We start from the raw sequence: 16,485 nt of genomic DNA on the forward strand, positions 1-16,485 counted from the left end.
ACAGGCCACTGGAGCTGCCCGGGAGAGACCACCGGCGGTGATCTCTCCCGAACCGGGTGGTCGTAGCAGGTTTAGGCTCTGCTCTTATGGCCCTCAGCGCAACATTGCACAACTTCGCCGTCCAACTGGCCGACGTCGACCGTGCCGTCTACCAGGACCTGGAGTTGCGGATAGCGCGCCACCCGTCCGAAACCGCCGAATACATGCTGACCCGACTGCTCGCGTACTGCCTCGAATATCAGGACGGCATCGCCTTCAGCGACGGCGGCATTTCGGCGACCGACGAGCCCGCGGTGCTGGTGCGTGATCTCACCGGTCGGCTCACCGGCTGGATCGAGGTCGGTGCCCCCGATGCGGAACGTCTGCACCGAGGCAGCAAACTGGCCGGCCGCGCCGCCGTCTATACCCATCGTGATCCGGCCAAAGTACTCGCCCAGCTCGTCGGCAAAAAGATCCATCGCGCCGAAGCCATTCCCGTCTACAGCTTCGATCGCGACTTCATCGACTCCGCTGTCGCCGCGCTCGGACGCCGCAACACCATGACGCTGTCGGTCACCGAGCGCCAGCTCTACCTGGACCTCAACGGTACGAGCCTGAGCAGTTTTGTGGAGGAGCACCGACTCGGATAGTCCGCGCGCCGATCTGGCTGCCGGATCGGTCGTCGCCGATCCCACGCAGCGGTTTCTCGCGCGCATACTTCGTTGTTACCGTGGCCTATGGTCAGTGAATCCACGCAGCGCCGCCGCGAGCAGCTTCGTGACTTCCTGCGCATCCGCCGGGCGCGGCTGGCACCGCAGGATGTCGGAATTCCTGTGGTGGGCAGGCGACGGACTCCCGGGCTGCGGCGCGAGGAGGTCGCGCTGCTGGCCGGGGTCGGAGTGTCCTGGTACACCTCGCTCGAGCAGGGCCGAAACATCACGGTCTCGACCGAAGTGCTCGACGGCATTGCCGGAGCCTTGCTGCTGAGCGAGCCGGAGCGCGCGCACCTGTATCTGCTCGCTGGTCTCAACCCGCCGTCTCCCGACGTAGGGGCCACCGAGGTCACCTCCGAGGTGCGGCAGCTGCTGGACGCGTGGGAGCAACGGCCTGCGGTGCTGCGGGATCGCTACTGGAACGTGCTGGCGTTCAACGACACCGCCCGGGCGGTGTTCGGCTTCGACAACACCGCCCACAACTGCCTGATCACGTTCTTCACCAATCCCCGATATCGCGCGATGCCCGATGTGTGGGCATCGGCCTGCGCCGCTGTCGTTGCCGCCTATCGCGCCGACGCGGCGCACTTTCCCTGCGATTCCGAATTTCGAAGGGTGGTGGACGATCTCAGTGCGGTGAGTCCCGAATTCGCCGAACTGTGGGGACGCCATGAGGTCGGCGTGCCGATTCAGGCTGTCAATGCGCTGCGTCATCCCGAGGCGGGTGCGTTGTACTTCGACGCGACGACCCTGACAGTCGCCGACCACCCCGACTGGTCCCTCGTGCTGTACAACCCCCGGCCCGGCACCGAAACCGTGGGCCGACTCGAACGACTACAACACCTGCGTCTCGCAGCCCCCGCCTGACAGCTACGAGGCGGTTCGATACCGGTCCCGAACGTGCTACTGCCACTCCTACGATAACTGCGCACTGTATATCCGGCGTGCGCGGCGGCACGCTGAACCCATGACGCAGAACAGTTCCCGATTCGACGGCAAGGTCGCACTGATCACCGGAGGCACCAGCGGCATGGGGTTGGCCACCGCGCACCGGCTGGTCGCCGAAGGCGCGAAAGTGATCATCACCGGGCGTGACAAGACCCGGCTGGACGCCGCGGTCGCTCAGCTCGGTGACCGGGCGCTCGGAATACCTGGTGACGCGGCGAGTCTCACCGACCTCGAAACGCTGACAGCAGCCATCCGCGAGCAGTACGGGCGGCTGGATGTGGTGTTCGCCAACGCGGGCATCGGCGCTTTTCAGGCTGCCCGTGACGTCACCGAGGCCGAGTTCTACCGCGTCGTGGACATCAACTTCAAAGCAGCGTTCTTCACCATCCAGAAGACGCTTCCGCTGCTGTCGGACCAGGCGGCGATCGTGATCAACGCGTCCTTCGCATTGCATCGCGGTGTACCGGACGCTGCTCTCTATTCGGCGACCAAAGCGGCGGTACACAACCTGGCCCGCACCCTCGCAGCCGAATTGGCGCCCAGGGGTATCCGAGTCAACTCCGTCAGCCCCGGCTACATCGACACCCCGGCTTTCCGGGCCGAGGCTTCCGCCGAGGCCCAGGCCGCTGTTGGTGCGACAGTGGCCGCCGGTCGTGTCGGCACTGCTGAGGAGGTAGCCGCCGCGGTCGCCTTCGTCGCTTCCGGTGAAGCGTCTTATATCAACGGACAGGACCTACTCGTCGACGGCGGCCTGACCTCCGCGATCCCGGCAGCGATGCTCTAGGCGGAGGCCGCGGCGAGGCCTCCGCAGGAGAAACCGTCTCGGTGCAGTTATCGGTGGCCGAAGCCCGAGGACGCGCTGTGCTGCCCGCAGGGTGGACCGAGCGTGGTGACCTTCACCCTGAATGGAACATCGATCCAGGCGCAGGGACAATTCCCACCCGACAACTGAGTTGCCGGGTCGGACACGTACGCGAGAAGAGGCTCACGCCCATAGGCGGGAGCGGATCGTCAGGGGTGTGCGGGCGGCGGGGGCAGGGGCTTGCCGTCCGGACCGATCGGGGGTGGGCACGGCTTGCCATCGGCACCGGTCGGTGGCGGTAGCGGCTTCCCGTCGGCACTCAGCGGTGGCGGCAGCGGCTTGCCATCGGACCCCATCGGGGGCGGCAGGCACCCGCTGGGAGGCTGCCCGACGGGCTGCGCGCCGACCGGCTGGTGGTCCGGGTGCGCCGCCGCCGACGAGGCAGCGACGGGGACAGGGGCGTGATGCTGTTCCTGCTGCGCGGAACACCCCGCGGTGACGGTAACAGCGGCGGCGACTGCGCACAGGGCAACCACGAGGCGACTTCGTATGCGACGCATGACGGTGAACGTACCAGGCGTACCCGGGCACGTCACGACCTTCTCGGCGCACCGAAACTTGCTGAGCCGGAACATATTCGGCTACAGAAAGGCTGGTTATTGTCGAGCCCTGCGTCGTGCAGGGCTCGCTGTGCAATCCGCATGGTCGGTTTGGGGTGTCGATAACGCGGCGATCGCATCGCCGTGTTGGGAAAGTGATTCATGGATTGTGCTGGTACGGTTCGACGGCATGTCCGTCATGTCTTTTCGGCGCGCGGTTCGCGTTGCGGCTTCGCTGGGCATCTGCGTCGCAGCCAGTATTGCAATGCCATCGGCGCAGGCGCAGGCGCAGGCGCAGGCGCAGGCGCAGGACCTCGGACAGCTGCGGAGCGTCGGAGTGCTCGATCCCGCATGGTCATTCGCCGAGGCCGCGGTTGCGTTGGAGATCGTGTACACCACAAAGGATCAGCGCGACGCGCCCGCTCCGGCATCGGGTGCGCTGTACCTGCCCAAAGGCCTGCCGCCGCAGGGTGGGTGGCCGTTGGTGGTGTGGGCGCACGGCACCGCGGGCATCGGCGATTCCTGCGCGCCCTCGCGCAGGCCGCAATCGGAACGCAACAAGACCTACTTCAGTCACATTCTGGACAGCGGGTATGCGGTTCTGGCTCCCGACTATCAGGGGCTCGGCACCAGTGGTCAGTTCAGTTACTACAACACGAATGTCGAAGGGCGCTCGATACTGGATGCGGTCGCCGCGATTCGCACGACGCCCGTTCCGTTGTCGAGCAAATGGGTGGTCATCGGCCAGTCGGAAGGGGCGCATGCCGCGATGAGCGCGGCCGCCCTTTACGGCGCGGGCGGCGGCGGCTCCGCGGCAGGGCTGAACGGGGTGATAGCCACGGGGCTGCGCACCAACCCGAGCAAGAGCCTGCGGGAGATGTTCGAGCGAACCTCGACAGGCGCCGAGAACCAGGTGGGCTACGCGGCGTACTTTCTTGCGTCGTTGCAGGAGTTGCACCCCGACAGCGTGACTCCCTTCCTTTCCGACTTCGGAAGAGACTACGTGGAAAAGGCGGCGTCGGAATGCCTTGCCGATCTGGTCGCCGGCGCCGGCGGCCGGCGCCCTGCGGCACTGGTCGCCGACCCCGACGAGCCGACGCCGACATTCGAGGCGGATATCACCGCCTTGGCCGGATACCCCGAGAACCGCTTCGTCAGTGACGTCATGATCGGCTACGGGACCGCCGACATCGATGTGCCTCCTGCGGAGACCGACAGTTACGGAAACCGGCTGCAGGAATTGAATACCGGCGTTCGCATCACCGTGCGGACGTATCCGGGCAAGGGCCATAGTGGCGCGTTCCTGGCCTCGCTGCCCGATGCCCTCGATTTCCTGAAGACGCACCTCCGCTGAATCCTGCGCGTAACTGCCTCCGGCCCGGCTCATCGAAATCAAAAGGGTTCGATGAGCTGGGCCGGACGATTCGGATCGACTAGGGCACCGTGTATTCCACGCTGCAGTCGCCGTAGGTGTAGTTGTCGCCCGTTCCGTGGTTCGTCACGCTCAGGACCAGGGCAATCCGTCCCGCTTTCGTGACAGTGCCTGGGATGGACAGGGTGTTGTCGGAGCCCTTCACAAAGGCGGAAGCGTCGGCCTGTCCGTTGCGACCGGTAGTGATGTTCGCCCAGGTAACCGCGAATTTTTGATCATATCCGGTCTGCGACCGAGAGTCGGTGTGCAGCTTCAGTTCCATGGACCCACTGGTGACCGAGGTGGCGAACGCGTCGCTGGTTGCCTGGACGGAAAAGTCGTCCGGAGTGGGGTATGTGATCGTGCACAGTGGATCCGATGGGGCGTTCGGTGCAGCCAACGCGGTGGGTGCATAGCCGACTGTCACCGCGGAGATGCATGAGATGGCGGCGATCCCCGACAGGAACCCCGAATATGTGCGCGATTTCATCAATACCGTCCTATCGATCCTGGAGCTGTACAGAGTGAACATGCGTGCCCTTGCCGAGCGGGTCTGGAGAAGATTGCTTCCGCTGTCGACCGAGTCGTCTCCCATGCGTAGACGCCCAAAGGTCAACGGCCGACCTGTCGTTCATCCGGTGGTAGCGATGCCGCGGTCGTCGGCTCGGGCGCTTCGACCGTTGACCGGAGTTCGATGCTAGTGGGCGGAGGTGGCGATGCCGGGGCTGATGGGGCGGGGAAGCGTCGTGAGGATTGCCTGCGGTGAACCCTGAAAAGGGTGTCCTGCCATCGATTTCGTGAATGGGCGGAAGGCTCGGCGGATGTGCGCCGGTTCCCACGGCTGAGAGGAGTTCTCAGCCGCCGTCGATCCTCGCGTACAGCGTTGGCCTAACGGAACGCTGTCATGGTCGGCGCGCGCGTGACGGAGAATCAGCGGGGAACGGTTACCGGGTCGGTGCAGCTGGCGACGGCGTCGACGAGAGAGCAGGATTTGGGGGCACGGGTGGGGCGGTAGTCGGGGGCGACGCCGTTGTCGCGGGTGATGGCGGTGTAGGCCGGGACGGCGTCGGTGGGGCGGCGGGTGAGGGTGGGGTCGGTGCGGACGTCGACGGTGTAGAGGCCGAATCGGGGTGTGTAGGAGCCCCATTCGTAGTTGTCGGTGAGGCTCCAGTAGTTGTAGCCGATGAGGTTCATGCCGTCGGCTTTGGCGCGTTGGAGCCAGTAGACGGTGTCGTTGAGGTCGTCGGCGCGGGTGTAGCCGTCGGCGCGGGGGAGGCCGTTCTCGGTGGGCATGCCGTTCTCGACGATATAGAGCGGCTTGCCGGGGAAGAGGCGGGCGTAGTGCTGGAGGGCGTAGTAGATGCCTTCCGGCTGGAGCGGGTTCTTCCAGAGTTCGGTGAAGTTGGTCATCCCGGCGAGATTGTCGGGGGAGAGGCCGTAGTAGTAGTCGATGCCGATGTAGTCCAGTTTGGCCGCGATGCGGGAGATGATCGTCGAACCGTTGACGGCGTCCTCGACGGCGGGAATGTAGGCGACGTTGCTGGTGACCATCGCAGCAGGCTGGGTGTGGTGTATGTAGTCGTAGATGTCGTTGTGCGCGTGGGCGATCCGATCGAACATGGCGGGGGCCGCGAGCGGTGGGATGCCGCCGTGACGCGTCTCGTTGAGGACATACATCGTTGGCTCGTTGAAGGTGACCCACAATGGATCGACCGCGGCGTAGCGATCGACGACCCTGCGTGCGTTGGCGAGCCAGTTCTCGACGATGCCGGGGTTGTTCCAGCCGCCGCGGTCGACTTCCCAGCCGGGGTAGACCCAGTGGTCCAGGGTCAGCATCGGGCGCATTCCGGCGGCGGTGATGGCGGCGATCACGTTGTCGTAGAAGCGAAGTGCGTTCTCGTCCCACACGCCGGGCTGCGGCTGTACGCGCGCCCATTCGATGCCGATTCGGTACACCCGCACGCCCAACTGCTCGGCCAAATGGATGTCGGACTGATACCGCGAGAAGAAGTCGACTGAGTTCTGGTATTGATCATCGGTCTTGCCCGCCGCGATGTAGCGGGTCCAATTGCTGTCGGGCGCATGCCCTTCCGACTGGAATCCCGAGGCGGCGACACCCCACAGAAAGTCCTCGCCGAGCGGCGTGACCCGAGCGGGCGGCTCCGGTCGCGCGGCGGCCGGTGCGCCTTGCGCGATGGTGGTGACGGCGGCAAGGACCGCCAGGCAGAGGCCACTGAGGCGGAGTCGCATCGAGGTGCTCCTGTTCATTCTGTGCAGGCACGGCAGGTGCGAGGAGTGCGTCTGAACGAAAACCGTACAGTGCTCGGTTTTTGCTGGCAAGGAGTCCCTGGTCCGTGCCTACACTGACCCGGTGGTGAAACGGGGTCCCTATGGGAAAGGTATCGAACGGCGAGAGCAGATCCTCGACGCCGCGCTGCGCACCATTGCCGAGCGTGGATACCTGGCCACGTCCATCGCCGAACTCGCGGAGGCGGTCGGGCTGAGCCAGGGCGGTCTGCTGCACTATTTCGGGTCGAAAGAGGAATTGTTCGTCGCTGTGCTGCGCAAGCGCGACGAATCCGACCTCGCCGCAGCGCGCGGCCCCGCGCCCGCCGCATTCGTGGAGATCGTTCGCCGAAACGCGGCGGTGCCCGGACTGATCGAGTTGTTCACCCATATGCAGGCGGCCGCGGCGGATCCGCGCCATCCGGCCCACCGCTACATGCTGGAGCGCTATCAGCTGGGCACCGAGGGTTTTTCGCGCGCACTGCGCGAGATGCAGAAAGCGGGCGAGTTGTCGGAGGACCTCGACACCGATGCCGCGGCGACGATGTTCTTCGCCCTCGCGGACGGCCTGCAGGCCCGGTGGTTGATCGATTCGAGCATTGATATGGCAGCGCTGCTCGAACAATGGTGGCAGCGCTACACCGCAGGCGCGTCGATCAATAGCCGTCCCGCGAAACGCATCTGACGAGGTGATCGACACACGAGAATCGCGCGTGCGCTGACCCGGTTTTCCGCGGTTGCCGTGTTAGCGTCGCCAGCGATCTGCATGGGCGTCACCGGAAAGGAATCTACAGTGGCAAGGCGAATCATTGAGGCGCTGGTCGACGACATCGACGGTTCACAGGGTGACGAAACGGTGTCCTTCGCTGTCGACGGCCGCGTGTACGACATCGATCTGTCGGCCGCGAATGCCGCCAGGCTGCGGGCGGCACTCGCGCCGTGGGCGGAGAAGGCGCGCAAGACGGGCCGTGTGTCGTCCGGTGGTGGCCGGAAGCGGGCCGCATCCGGCGGCGAGCAACTCGCCGCCGTCCGCGCGTGGGCCGCCGAGAACGGCCACCAGGTATCGAACCGCGGTCGCATCTCGGCGGACGTGATGGCCGCATACCGTGCGGCGCAAGACGCTCCGCGGGTGCCGCCACCCGCACGGAGCAAGCCGGACACCTCCGCTGTCGCGGAACCGGAGCGCAAGCGTGGCGCGAAAGAGGGCAAGAAGTCGGCCGAAGTCGGCGCGTAGGCGCTCGTGGTGGCCGGGACGCTTTCCGGTCAGGCGTCTATGGCCCGCGGATAGGGGCTGTGCATGGTCAGGAACTTGATGTCGAGATCCTGCTCGAGGTAGTCCATGCGGCGCTCCCAGAAGTCTTGCAGGTGGGGTAGGGCCAGATGGCGGTCCAGGTCTTCCTTGGACCGCCACACTTCGTAGAAGACGAAGGTGCCCGGGTCGGCGCTGTCCTCGTGGAAGTGGTACTCGAGGGCGCCGTCCTCGGCGCGGGTGGGGGCGACGAATGACAGGAGTAGCTCGCGTAGTTCGGCGGCGCGCTCGGGCTTGGGGCGCGCGAAGCCGACCAGCGCGAAGGGGGTGTTAGGTACGATCTGGGTCATACCTGGCACGCTAGAGTGCGGATAGGTAAGAATCAATTCGTACCTTTGTGAGAGGGGTTACGGTGCCCGATGGCGGCGAGCCGACCCAGGCGGAGATGGAGTTGGGCGCGGTGCTTGCGGCGCTGGCCGATCAGCACCGCAGGCGGGTGATCCTCACGCTGCTCGCCGAGCCGGACGGAACCGAGCGAACATGTAGTTCGTTCGGCCTTCCCGTGTCGAAAGCGACTCTCACGCACCACTTTCGGACGCTGCGCGCGGCCGGACTCATCCGGCAGGTCAACCGGGGCAACAGCAATATGGCCCAACTCCGCCGGGCCGACCTCGCGGCTCGGTTCCCCGGCCTGATCGAGTTGCTAGCGGCCGAGCTCGGACGGTGATGCCGCGTAGTCGGGGGTCAGGGCGCTCATTGTGCACAACCAGGCGTCTGCCTCGCGGACGAACACCTCGGTGACCCATTCGTCGGCGCTGAACGGCTCGCCACGCCAAGTTCCTTTGTTGGTTCCGTGTGCGAGAACCACGGCCACATCACCGAATACCCGCGCTTCGAGCAGTTCGAACGTCATCTCCGAATGGGTCAATTCACCGGACGCGACGACCGAGAGGAACCCTTTCCGGTCACCGGGCCCGCCTTCGGGACCGGTGAGGATCCAATCGTCGGTGGCGAAGCTGCCGATGGCGTCGGCGTCGTTGGCGACGATCGCCGCGGCCCAGGTGTCGAGCAAGGTTTGGAATTCGTTCTTTGTCTCCATACGTCGAGCATCGACCGATCCCATTCGTGTGTATTGGATGAATGGAAACCCGGCCGCGATCGCATGCTGATATGGCCGGGTTCGTTCGGTCCTCATCGGCTGAAGGCCTGCGCGAGCGCTGCCGCGGCGTCGGCTCGTGCTTGTTTGCTGTCGTCGAAGGGATGCCGAAGGAACTCGTGGATCATGCCTGGATAGCGAGTGACCGTGACCGGGACGCCCGCTTCTTCGAGGCGTTCGCCGTACTCTTCGCCTTCGTCGCGCAGTGCATCGTATTGGGCGGTGATGATGAGTGTCGCCGGGAGTCGGGCCAAGTCGGGGGCCAGTAGTGGCGAGACGCGTGGGTCGAGCTTCTCCGTGGCGCTGTTGAGGTAGTTGTCCATGAACCAGTGCTGGGTTTCGCGGCCGATATTGCCGTATTTGCCCGCGTACTCGCGGATGCTGAAATTCGTTCTGCGGAAATCGAGATCGGGGTAGATCAGCAATTGGAAGACCAGCGCCGGGCCGTCGTTGTTGTCTCGTGCCATATGCGCGACAACGGTCGCCAGGTTGCCGCCCGCACTGTCACCGCCGACCGCGATGCGCGCCGCATCGGCATTGATGCTCGCCGCGTTGTCGGCCACCCACTGTGTCGCGGCGTAGCAGGCGTCGGGCGCTGCGGGGAAAGTATGTTCGGGGGCTCTCGGGTAGTCGACCGAGACGACGATGCACTGTGCGCCGTTGGCAAGGCTGCGGGCCAGGCCGTCGTGGGTGTCCAGATCGCCGAGCATGAAGCCGCCACCGTGGAAGAAGACGAGCACGGGGAAGGGGCCGCTGCCGTCCGGGGTGTAGATGCGGATCGGAATCGGGCTGCTTGCGCCCGGGATGGTGTGGTCCTCGACCTTCGCGATGGGTTCCGGGTCGCCGAGCAGGGCGATCTGTCGGCGGAGACCTTCGCGCGCCTGCTCCGGCGGGAAGGTGTGCAGCGCACCGAAGTTGAAGCCGGCCAGGCGCGCCAGATAGGCCTGGACCTGCGGGTGGAGTGATATCGGGTCGTTGTGTGTTTCGGTCATGACACCAGCTTCCAACTTGAAGCACGGTTCAAGTCAAGGGCAATCATGCCGAAGGCGCGCCGCCGAGGCCGGCCACCGCAGGCGAAATCCGGTGTGGCACCGCGAGGACGGTGCCTTCGCCGAACGGTGACCGTTACGCCGGTTGGGTCTGCACCAGGTCGGGCAACGGCTCGGGCGCGAACTCCGGAATGTCGCTCAGGCCATCGATGCCGAGTTCCGCGCGCGTCGCGTTGATGACCGAGCGTTCCTCCTCGACGGTCCGCGCGATGGCCTTCGTCCACAGGGTGAGAACGGCCTGCATCTCCTCGCCGGTCGCCTCGTCGTCCATTTCGATCTTCAATCGCTGCAACGTGATATTCCGGGCAGCGGTCAGAGTGCGCAGCAGATCTTCACAGCGACTGGGGATCTCGCGATCCGACAGCACGCGAAGTTTGTTGATCGGCCCGCCGCGTCCCCAGATCGTCTGCTCGATGTCCTCGCCGATTCTGTCGATGTCGTCGCTGCCCCCGACATTCCAGCGGTGGCAGGCCGACAGCTGCTGTCGCACCTCGGTGGCGACGGCCAGCACGGAGCTGACGGTCGTCAGAATCGTTTCGCGCCGCCACATTTCGTGTCCACGCTGTTCGGCGGCGGTATTGGTCAGCTCGATGGTGCGCTGCGCGGCAGCGAGTATCACCTGATTCCGCTCGTCTGCGGCGGCGATCGCGCCGCGATTGGTGCGGTTGTTGATCACCACGCCGATGAGCGCCACACCGGCGACGACCAACGAACTGAGGAGCGGAAGCCACGGAGTCACGCGTAGATCATTGCATCACGGGGTATCGGGGCCGTGTGATCGGCCGGTAATGCCGACGGATGACCGTTGTCGCATGGCCTACAGCTTCCGCCGCGACGAGTCCGAAATCGCCGGGTTCGCCAGCGCGAGAGCGGCAGGGGAATCGCCGGCGTGAAAGGACGTGATGGACAAGGCGATCAGGCCGCGCGCACGGTCGGCGGCGCAGGCGTGGGTTGCGGCGGACAGCGCCTGTCTGATCAGCCGCATGCCCTCGGGCACGGCTCCGATCGACACCCACATGACGAACAGTTCGCCGGTGGTCCGCAGCGCCTGGGCAGGGCGGTGTCGCAGATCGTGGCCGATGCCCGCGCGCAGATTGGCGAGATCGGCCTCCAGGCAGCGGATCGCGGAATCCGAGTGCGGCCTGTTCCGCAGCGCTGCCTGGTCTGCCGCGAAGCGTCGCACCCAGGCCGCGTGGGCGGCCAGGCTGATTCCCCGGTCGGGATCGGTTGCACGAATTCGCGTCCCTGAGTTCCGAGCGCGCTGCGCAGGCGATGCACGACAACCCTGATCGTGTTCTGGATGTCCGCGCCGGGTTCCTCGCCCCAGACCAGTTCGGCCAGCGTCGAGTCGGGTACCGGTGCACCGTCGCCGGTCGCGAGCGCGGCGAGCATCCTGCGCGGGACCGGACCGCCGAGCTCCACCTCGGTCCCGTCGATCTCGACCTCTATGTGGCCGAGAACTCGACAGAACATCGCTAAGTAACTGTACCGAGCGGGGGCCATCGAATTGCCGGACTGCGCAACGGCAGTCGGTCGGGCAACCAGCGTCGGACCCAGCGGCGCGCTCCGGCTAAGATTCGATCGGAACAGTCCGCCTGTCGAGATCGGGCGCGCGCTGCCCACGAGCCAAGTAGGCTCACTGTGTCGAATTGTGTCGCGACAGCGAAAGATTGGTTTTCCGTAAGGGGGAACAGTGGACGCGCTGAAGCTCGACCCGGCGGTGCTTGCCGCCTACACCACGATCGCGAATACGGTCTCGCAACAGCTGGCGTCCGCGTCGGCGTCCGCGGCCGGTGCGATGAATCCGGAGCAGTTGGCCACCGATCTCGGGCTGGTCGGCGCCGGATTCGCAGCGCGATTCTCCGAAGCGGTAGCCGAGCACACGCAGGCGCTCTCGACCGCGGGCCAGCTCGTCGCCGCCTACGGGAAGGTGCTGCGTGACTACAACGAGGACACGCACACCGTCGATGCCGACACCGCGGGTGCCATTTCCCAAGCAGGGGAGGCGCTGACATGAGAACCATGAGCAGCCTGATGGGTCTGCGCAGGCGAGCGGCGACGACTCCGGTCAGCACGCCCGCCGCGACTCCGACGCCGGTCATGGACCCGGATGTCGATCCGCCGATCGTGGCCGCGCTCGTGCAGCCGTTGCTGACGTTGCGCGCCTCGCTCGGCACCGGTGTCGCCATCCCCGACAAGACCATCACCAGTGCGTTGGCCGCCGCCTCCACACAGGTGGCCGACACCGAGGCCCCGCAACGCGAAGGTCTGCACGCGCTGGAATCGTCGTGGGAATCCACCGGCGCCGATGCCGCGGTGCCCGCGCTGCGCACCACAAGAACCGAGATCGGTGAGATCTCCGACCGGGGGCCGGCATACCTGTCGGTGCTCGGCGACGCGCACGTCACCAGCTCCCGCGCCGCGCGGCGAGTGGACCAGATCATCGAGGACTTCCGCAAGGACGCCCGGGTGATCATGGGCAACGCGGCCTCGGCCCCGGACACCGATGCGGTGATCGCGCGGGCGACCCAGGCGCTGCGAGATGCCGTCACCACGGTCACGGCCGCGCAGACGGAAATGGACGGCCACACCCGGCGTCTGGACGAAATGGGACCGCTCACGGTCACCACACCGGCGGGTGTCGCGGCCAACCAGAGCACCACCCCCGGACAGCTGGTGCCCGGCGCCACCACTGCGGGTGCGACAGCGCAACCCCTGGATCCGGCCGCGGCGGCCCAGCTGCAATTGCAGCAGCAGCTGATCTCCGCGGGCGTGCAACTCGGCACCGCGGCGATCACCGCGGGAGTCGACATCGGCACCCACTTGATCGACAAGATCGTCGAGGTCGGCACCCACGCCATGGACACCGTGGCCGCATCGGTCGACAAGGCGATTCCCGAGCTCATCCACCCCGGCAGCACCACCGGCGGCGGCACTACGGGCGGCGGCGCCTCGACTACTCCCAGCGGCACACCGCTGTTCGATTTCGGTGGTAAAGCGCCCAAGCCGACTCCGGCACCGGGGACCGGCACGGTGATTCCGCCCACGCAGAACGGTTCCGCCATGAGCGGGAAACCCGAAGCCAAACCTGCACCCGCGCCTGCGGAGGGGCCGAATCCGTCGGCGGTCGCGGACTCGCCGCTACCGAAACCCCCCGCGCCCGCGGGCCAGCCGGGTGTCACGGGTGGGTTGGCGTTGCCGTCGTCGCCCGGATCGGGCGATCAGGAGCACAAGCCTCGTGAGGGTCAGCTCGGCGTGACCGTTCCGACCGGCGCGGAAGCAGTCCCGGCCGCCGTTATCGGCGACTTCGACGATTTCGGCGATGACACGCTCTGATCCCGGCGACTCGAGCAAGGATCAAGGACAGGCCAACCCATTCGATACCGGCCTGCCCATGTTGCGCCTGCCTGCCAAGCCGCCGTCGAAGCGGCGTCGGCCCTCGGCTCGTCGCACTTCGGGAGCTGAGCTGACCCCGGAGGTGGACGTGCCCCAGCAGCGACCGGAACCGGACCCCGGCCCGGCACCGAGTCCGTCGGAGCTTTCCGGCGACTGGAAGCATTGGCTGGATGCGCCGAGCCCTGCCGAGGAATTCCCGGACTCGGCGATTGATCATGGTGGATATCCGATCTATGACGCGGACACCGAATCCGACCACCATGACGAGCCAGGTGAGCTGGTGCCGACGCTGGTCGACCGATCCGGCGGAAATCCCGGCCCCAGACTGCGCCACCCGCCGCGGCGTCAGGAGCAATCGGGCGGCAGCCGACTGCTCGCGCTGTTGATCGTGTTCGGCATCGTGGTGGCGATCTCCGCGGTCGTGCTGATCGCGGTCAAGAGCTCCGACAAGCACAAGCCATCGGTCGTGGCGACAAGTCCGGTGTCGAAGGCGACTTCGGCGTCGAGTGCTGTCACGCGTACCTCGGCAACCGCGGCGCCAGGAGACCGGTCGCCCGCGTTCGCGACCCCCGGCTGCGAGCAGCGCAGCACCCCGGATGTGGTGTCCGGCACCGACCCCGGCGGCACCAGTGACGGACCCTCCGCGATCCTGGCCTTCGAGCGCGCCTACTACGTGCAACGCTCCGGCTCCGCGGCCCGCGCCGTAGTCGCCGATGACGCCGCCGTGCCGCCCGCCGAGCAAATCCAGCGCGGTATCAACCAGATACCCGTCGGCACCCTCTACTGCGTGCTGATCACTCGAACCGCCACCGGGGTCGGCGATGGTCAATCGCACTGGGAGGTCCAGCTGACCCAGCAGCATCCCGGGCAGCAACCACAGACCTTCACTCAGATCATCACCACCCGCACCGCCGCCAACCGGACCCTGATCACGGCGATCAACGCCGCCTGAACCGGCAGACGATCGAGATCACGCCCGGTTGGCATGGGTCAGCGCACCATAGGGATTGACCATGGCGCTGTCGCGGGGGATGGTGGGCCGATGAGCGGCGAAGAGGTCCGTGCGGGCGTGCGACTGACCAATCTCGACACCCCGCTGTTCGATGGCGCGCAGGCGACCAAACGGGATCTGATCGACTATCTGGAGATGGTCGGGGATCGGCTGGTGCGGCAGCTGCGCGATCGGCCGCTCTCGGTGCTGCGGATCCGGCCGGGGCAGGAGCCCTTCATGCAGAAGAACCTGCCGAAATACACCCCGGACTGGATGCACCGCGTGACGATGTGGGCCGACAGCTCCCAACGCGAAGTGACCTATGCGCTGTGCGACGAAGTGCGCACGCTGCTGTGGTTCGGCAACCAGCGTGCGGTCGAATATCACACGACGCTACTGCTCGCGGAGTATGAGAAAGGTCCGACGCATCTCGTTCTCGACCTCGACCCGCCGCCCGGCCAACCGATGCGGCAGGTCGTGCTCGCCGCCGAGCTGATCCGTCAGGCGCTGGACAACGACGGACTCGCGGGCGCGGTGAAAACCAGCGGCGCCAAAGGCCTGCATGTGTTCGTCCCGCTCGTGCCCGGCATTCCCATCGAGGACGTCGCCGCGGCGACCCGCGCGATTGCCGCGCGTGCCGAGCGCATCGATCCAGTACTGGCTACCACCGCTTTCATCCGTGCGGACCGCGACGGCAAGGTCTTCCTCGACTCGACGCGCGCGGGTGGCGCGACCGTTGTCGCCGCCTACAGCCCGCGGATACGACCGGGCACGACGGTGTCGTTCCCGGTCGGCTGGGCAGACCTCGGCGACATCGCCCCGGGTGATTTCACCATCTACACCGCACCGAAGTTGCTCGGCGACCGAGACCCGTGGGCGGCGAATATGCCTGCGCCGCAGGCGTTGCCCGCGGATCTGATCGAGGAGGGCCACACCATCCCGATCGCCAGAGTTCAAGCGATGCACGAGGGCAAGCGCCGCGCCCGCGCACGGCGCAATTAGTCCGATCCGCGTCCCAGCCCGCGTTGGCGTTCACGCTCGTCGATGCGTTCGCGTTCCCTTTAACCGCCGCTCGCGAGTGGGATGTCTTCACCTCGCGCGTTCACGACGACGGATCCGGTGCCCGCCCCGGGCACCGCCACACCGCCGAATCTGTCCACGCCCTCGGTCCTGGCGCTGTGGGCGCTCAGTCGCCGTCCACGCCGGTGCTCGGGACTGCGGTCGAATCGTCCAGGCGAACACGCACCGTGACCCGCCCACGCTCGTCACGATGTGCGAGCGCGTGACCACGCCGGTCGCCGCCCTCGAGGTGCAGCGTGATCGGGCCGCCTTCCTCGGTGAAGTTGCGCCACCAACTCTTTCGATCCGGGAGTGCAACCCCGATGACGATCGAATCGCCGGAACGGCGGTAGTTCACGGGTGTGCTGAAGGTTTTGCCCGAACGGCGGCCCACGTAACTGATCTCGACGAAGCTCTTGCGCATCAGCGACCCGACCACGGGTGCGTTCGTCAAGGTCAGCATCACCGCGTTGAAGCCGTTCACGAAAGATTTCGCATTCACCGAATGCCTCCTGGTACAGCCTGATAGCGGTCGAGCTCACTTTACCGACCCTCATGGCGCCGGCGCTCGGCGGCGGTCGATGTATCCAGGCGAAACCACATCTCGGCCGGATTCGGCTGAGCCCCAGCGCTGTTCAGCGGCATTCCGGGCCTGGCAATCTGCCGGATTCGACTGATCAACAACATGATGCTCGGGGAGGGCCGGGCTGACCCGGACCCGCGAAACGGCGAGCAGGGTGGTGGAGTGCCGGAGGCTTCGACGATCACGATGGCGTACAACCGATCCGGCAGTTATGCAGAACACGGTCGTGAGTACCTCGACGTAATTCTTCCTAGACCTCGTCGA

Annotated in this window: 20 protein-coding genes and 2 pseudogenes; 12 read left to right on the forward strand and 10 right to left on the reverse strand. The window is 66.2% G+C overall.

From position 1 onward, the window contains the following. Window positions 1-86 precede the first annotated feature (86 nt). The 4 genes and pseudogenes from ACFU4Z_RS10505 to ACFU4Z_RS10520 all read left to right on the forward strand — a co-directional run. Window positions 87-629 (forward strand): YaeQ family protein, encoded by a 543-nt coding sequence (locus tag ACFU4Z_RS10505; RefSeq protein ID WP_379061246.1) that lies wholly within the window; start codon window positions 87-89, stop codon window positions 627-629. Between the two features lie 87 nt (window positions 630-716). Then, entirely contained in the window at window positions 717-1,559 is an 843-nt protein-coding gene (locus ACFU4Z_RS10510) for a helix-turn-helix transcriptional regulator (protein WP_379061248.1), read from the forward strand. 100 nt (window positions 1,560-1,659) lie between these two features. Continuing rightward, window positions 1,660-2,424 (forward strand): glucose 1-dehydrogenase, encoded by a 765-nt coding sequence (locus ACFU4Z_RS10515; protein WP_379061251.1) that lies wholly within the window; start codon window positions 1,660-1,662, stop codon window positions 2,422-2,424. A 57-nt stretch (window positions 2,425-2,481) separates the two neighbouring features. After that, window positions 2,482-2,592, forward strand: a pseudogene (locus tag ACFU4Z_RS10520) (LppP/LprE family lipoprotein); the annotation flags it as partial. 59 nt (window positions 2,593-2,651) lie between these two features. Here the strand turns inward: ACFU4Z_RS10520 and ACFU4Z_RS10525 are convergent. Then, a complete protein-coding gene (locus ACFU4Z_RS10525) occupies window positions 2,652-3,002 on the reverse strand; it encodes a hypothetical protein (RefSeq protein WP_379061252.1) in 351 nt (116 codons plus the stop codon). Window positions 3,003-3,306: 304 nt separating this feature from the next. Between ACFU4Z_RS10525 and ACFU4Z_RS10530 the strand changes: the two genes are divergently transcribed. Beyond that, window positions 3,307-4,395, forward strand: coding sequence for an alpha/beta hydrolase family protein (locus ACFU4Z_RS10530; RefSeq protein WP_379061254.1), 1,089 nt, complete (start codon window positions 3,307-3,309; stop codon window positions 4,393-4,395). A 79-nt stretch (window positions 4,396-4,474) separates the two neighbouring features. On the opposite strand, the gene ACFU4Z_RS10535 is transcribed toward ACFU4Z_RS10530, so the two are convergent. After that, a complete protein-coding gene (locus ACFU4Z_RS10535) occupies window positions 4,475-4,942 on the reverse strand; it encodes a hypothetical protein (RefSeq protein ID WP_379061256.1) in 468 nt (155 codons plus the stop codon). 440 nt (window positions 4,943-5,382) lie between these two features. Next, entirely contained in the window at window positions 5,383-6,702 is a 1,320-nt protein-coding gene (locus tag ACFU4Z_RS10540) for a family 1 glycosylhydrolase (RefSeq protein ID WP_379061258.1), read from the reverse strand. Between the two features lie 121 nt (window positions 6,703-6,823). On the opposite strand from ACFU4Z_RS10540, the gene ACFU4Z_RS10545 reads away from it, so the two are divergent. Next, window positions 6,824-7,423: a TetR/AcrR family transcriptional regulator gene (locus ACFU4Z_RS10545; protein ID WP_379061260.1), complete on the forward strand. Its 600-nt coding sequence runs from the start codon at window positions 6,824-6,826 to the stop codon at window positions 7,421-7,423. 108 nt (window positions 7,424-7,531) lie between these two features. After that, window positions 7,532-7,972, forward strand: a complete 441-nt coding sequence (locus tag ACFU4Z_RS10550) for an Lsr2 family protein (protein ID WP_379061263.1) — start codon at window positions 7,532-7,534, stop codon at window positions 7,970-7,972. 29 nt (window positions 7,973-8,001) lie between these two features. Here ACFU4Z_RS10550 and ACFU4Z_RS10555 read toward each other — a convergent pair whose 3' ends face one another. Next, window positions 8,002-8,337, reverse strand: coding sequence for a putative quinol monooxygenase (locus ACFU4Z_RS10555; RefSeq protein WP_379061265.1), 336 nt, complete (start codon window positions 8,335-8,337; stop codon window positions 8,002-8,004). Window positions 8,338-8,399: 62 nt separating this feature from the next. Here ACFU4Z_RS10555 and ACFU4Z_RS10560 point away from each other — a divergent pair, with 62 nt between their 5' ends. Beyond that, window positions 8,400-8,714 (forward strand): ArsR/SmtB family transcription factor, encoded by a 315-nt coding sequence (locus ACFU4Z_RS10560; protein ID WP_379061268.1) that lies wholly within the window; start codon window positions 8,400-8,402, stop codon window positions 8,712-8,714. On the opposite strand, the gene ACFU4Z_RS10565 is transcribed toward ACFU4Z_RS10560, so the two are convergent. The 5 genes and pseudogenes from ACFU4Z_RS10565 to ACFU4Z_RS10585 all read right to left on the reverse strand — a co-directional run. Beyond that, window positions 8,691-9,086, reverse strand: coding sequence for a nuclear transport factor 2 family protein (locus ACFU4Z_RS10565; RefSeq protein ID WP_379061270.1), 396 nt, complete (start codon window positions 9,084-9,086; stop codon window positions 8,691-8,693). The genes ACFU4Z_RS10560 and ACFU4Z_RS10565 overlap by 24 nt on opposite strands. A gap of 92 nt (window positions 9,087-9,178) precedes the next feature. Continuing rightward, window positions 9,179-10,135, reverse strand: coding sequence for an alpha/beta hydrolase (locus ACFU4Z_RS10570; protein WP_379061273.1), 957 nt, complete (start codon window positions 10,133-10,135; stop codon window positions 9,179-9,181). A gap of 133 nt (window positions 10,136-10,268) precedes the next feature. Then, complete coding sequence (locus ACFU4Z_RS10575) at window positions 10,269-10,931, reverse strand: hypothetical protein (RefSeq protein WP_379061275.1); 663 nt, start codon at window positions 10,929-10,931, stop codon at window positions 10,269-10,271. Between the two features lie 78 nt (window positions 10,932-11,009). Further along, the gene (locus ACFU4Z_RS10580; RefSeq protein ID WP_379061686.1) at window positions 11,010-11,375 is read right to left on the reverse strand and encodes a hypothetical protein; all 366 of its coding nucleotides are present in this window, start codon (window positions 11,373-11,375) and stop codon (window positions 11,010-11,012) included. 68 nt (window positions 11,376-11,443) lie between these two features. Beyond that, window positions 11,444-11,695, reverse strand: a pseudogene (locus ACFU4Z_RS10585) (winged helix-turn-helix domain-containing protein); the annotation flags it as partial. A gap of 190 nt (window positions 11,696-11,885) precedes the next feature. Between ACFU4Z_RS10585 and ACFU4Z_RS10590 the strand changes: the two are divergent. The 4 genes from ACFU4Z_RS10590 to ACFU4Z_RS10605 all read left to right on the forward strand — a co-directional run bounded on the left by ACFU4Z_RS10590 (window position 11,886) and on the right by ACFU4Z_RS10605 (window position 15,581). Continuing rightward, window positions 11,886-12,209, forward strand: coding sequence for a hypothetical protein (locus ACFU4Z_RS10590; protein WP_379061278.1), 324 nt, complete (start codon window positions 11,886-11,888; stop codon window positions 12,207-12,209). Beyond that, window positions 12,206-13,528, forward strand: a complete 1,323-nt coding sequence (locus ACFU4Z_RS10595) for a hypothetical protein (protein ID WP_379061280.1) — start codon at window positions 12,206-12,208, stop codon at window positions 13,526-13,528. Before ACFU4Z_RS10590 ends, ACFU4Z_RS10595 begins: the two co-directional genes overlap by 4 nt. Beyond that, window positions 13,515-14,540 (forward strand): hypothetical protein, encoded by a 1,026-nt coding sequence (locus tag ACFU4Z_RS10600; RefSeq protein WP_379061283.1) that lies wholly within the window; start codon window positions 13,515-13,517, stop codon window positions 14,538-14,540. The genes ACFU4Z_RS10595 and ACFU4Z_RS10600 overlap by 14 nt, the downstream gene beginning before the upstream one ends. 90 nt (window positions 14,541-14,630) lie before the next feature. Then, window positions 14,631-15,581 (forward strand): DNA polymerase domain-containing protein, encoded by a 951-nt coding sequence (locus ACFU4Z_RS10605; RefSeq protein ID WP_379061285.1) that lies wholly within the window; start codon window positions 14,631-14,633, stop codon window positions 15,579-15,581. A gap of 184 nt (window positions 15,582-15,765) precedes the next feature. On the opposite strand, the gene ACFU4Z_RS10610 is transcribed toward ACFU4Z_RS10605, so the two are convergent. Next, the gene (locus tag ACFU4Z_RS10610) at window positions 15,766-16,140 is read right to left on the reverse strand and encodes a hypothetical protein (protein WP_379061287.1); all 375 of its coding nucleotides are present in this window, start codon (window positions 16,138-16,140) and stop codon (window positions 15,766-15,768) included. Window positions 16,141-16,485 lie beyond the last annotated feature (345 nt).

This window comes from Nocardia sp. NPDC057440 (genome assembly GCF_042802915.1).
GTDB lineage: Bacteria > Actinomycetota > Actinomycetes > Mycobacteriales > Mycobacteriaceae > Nocardia.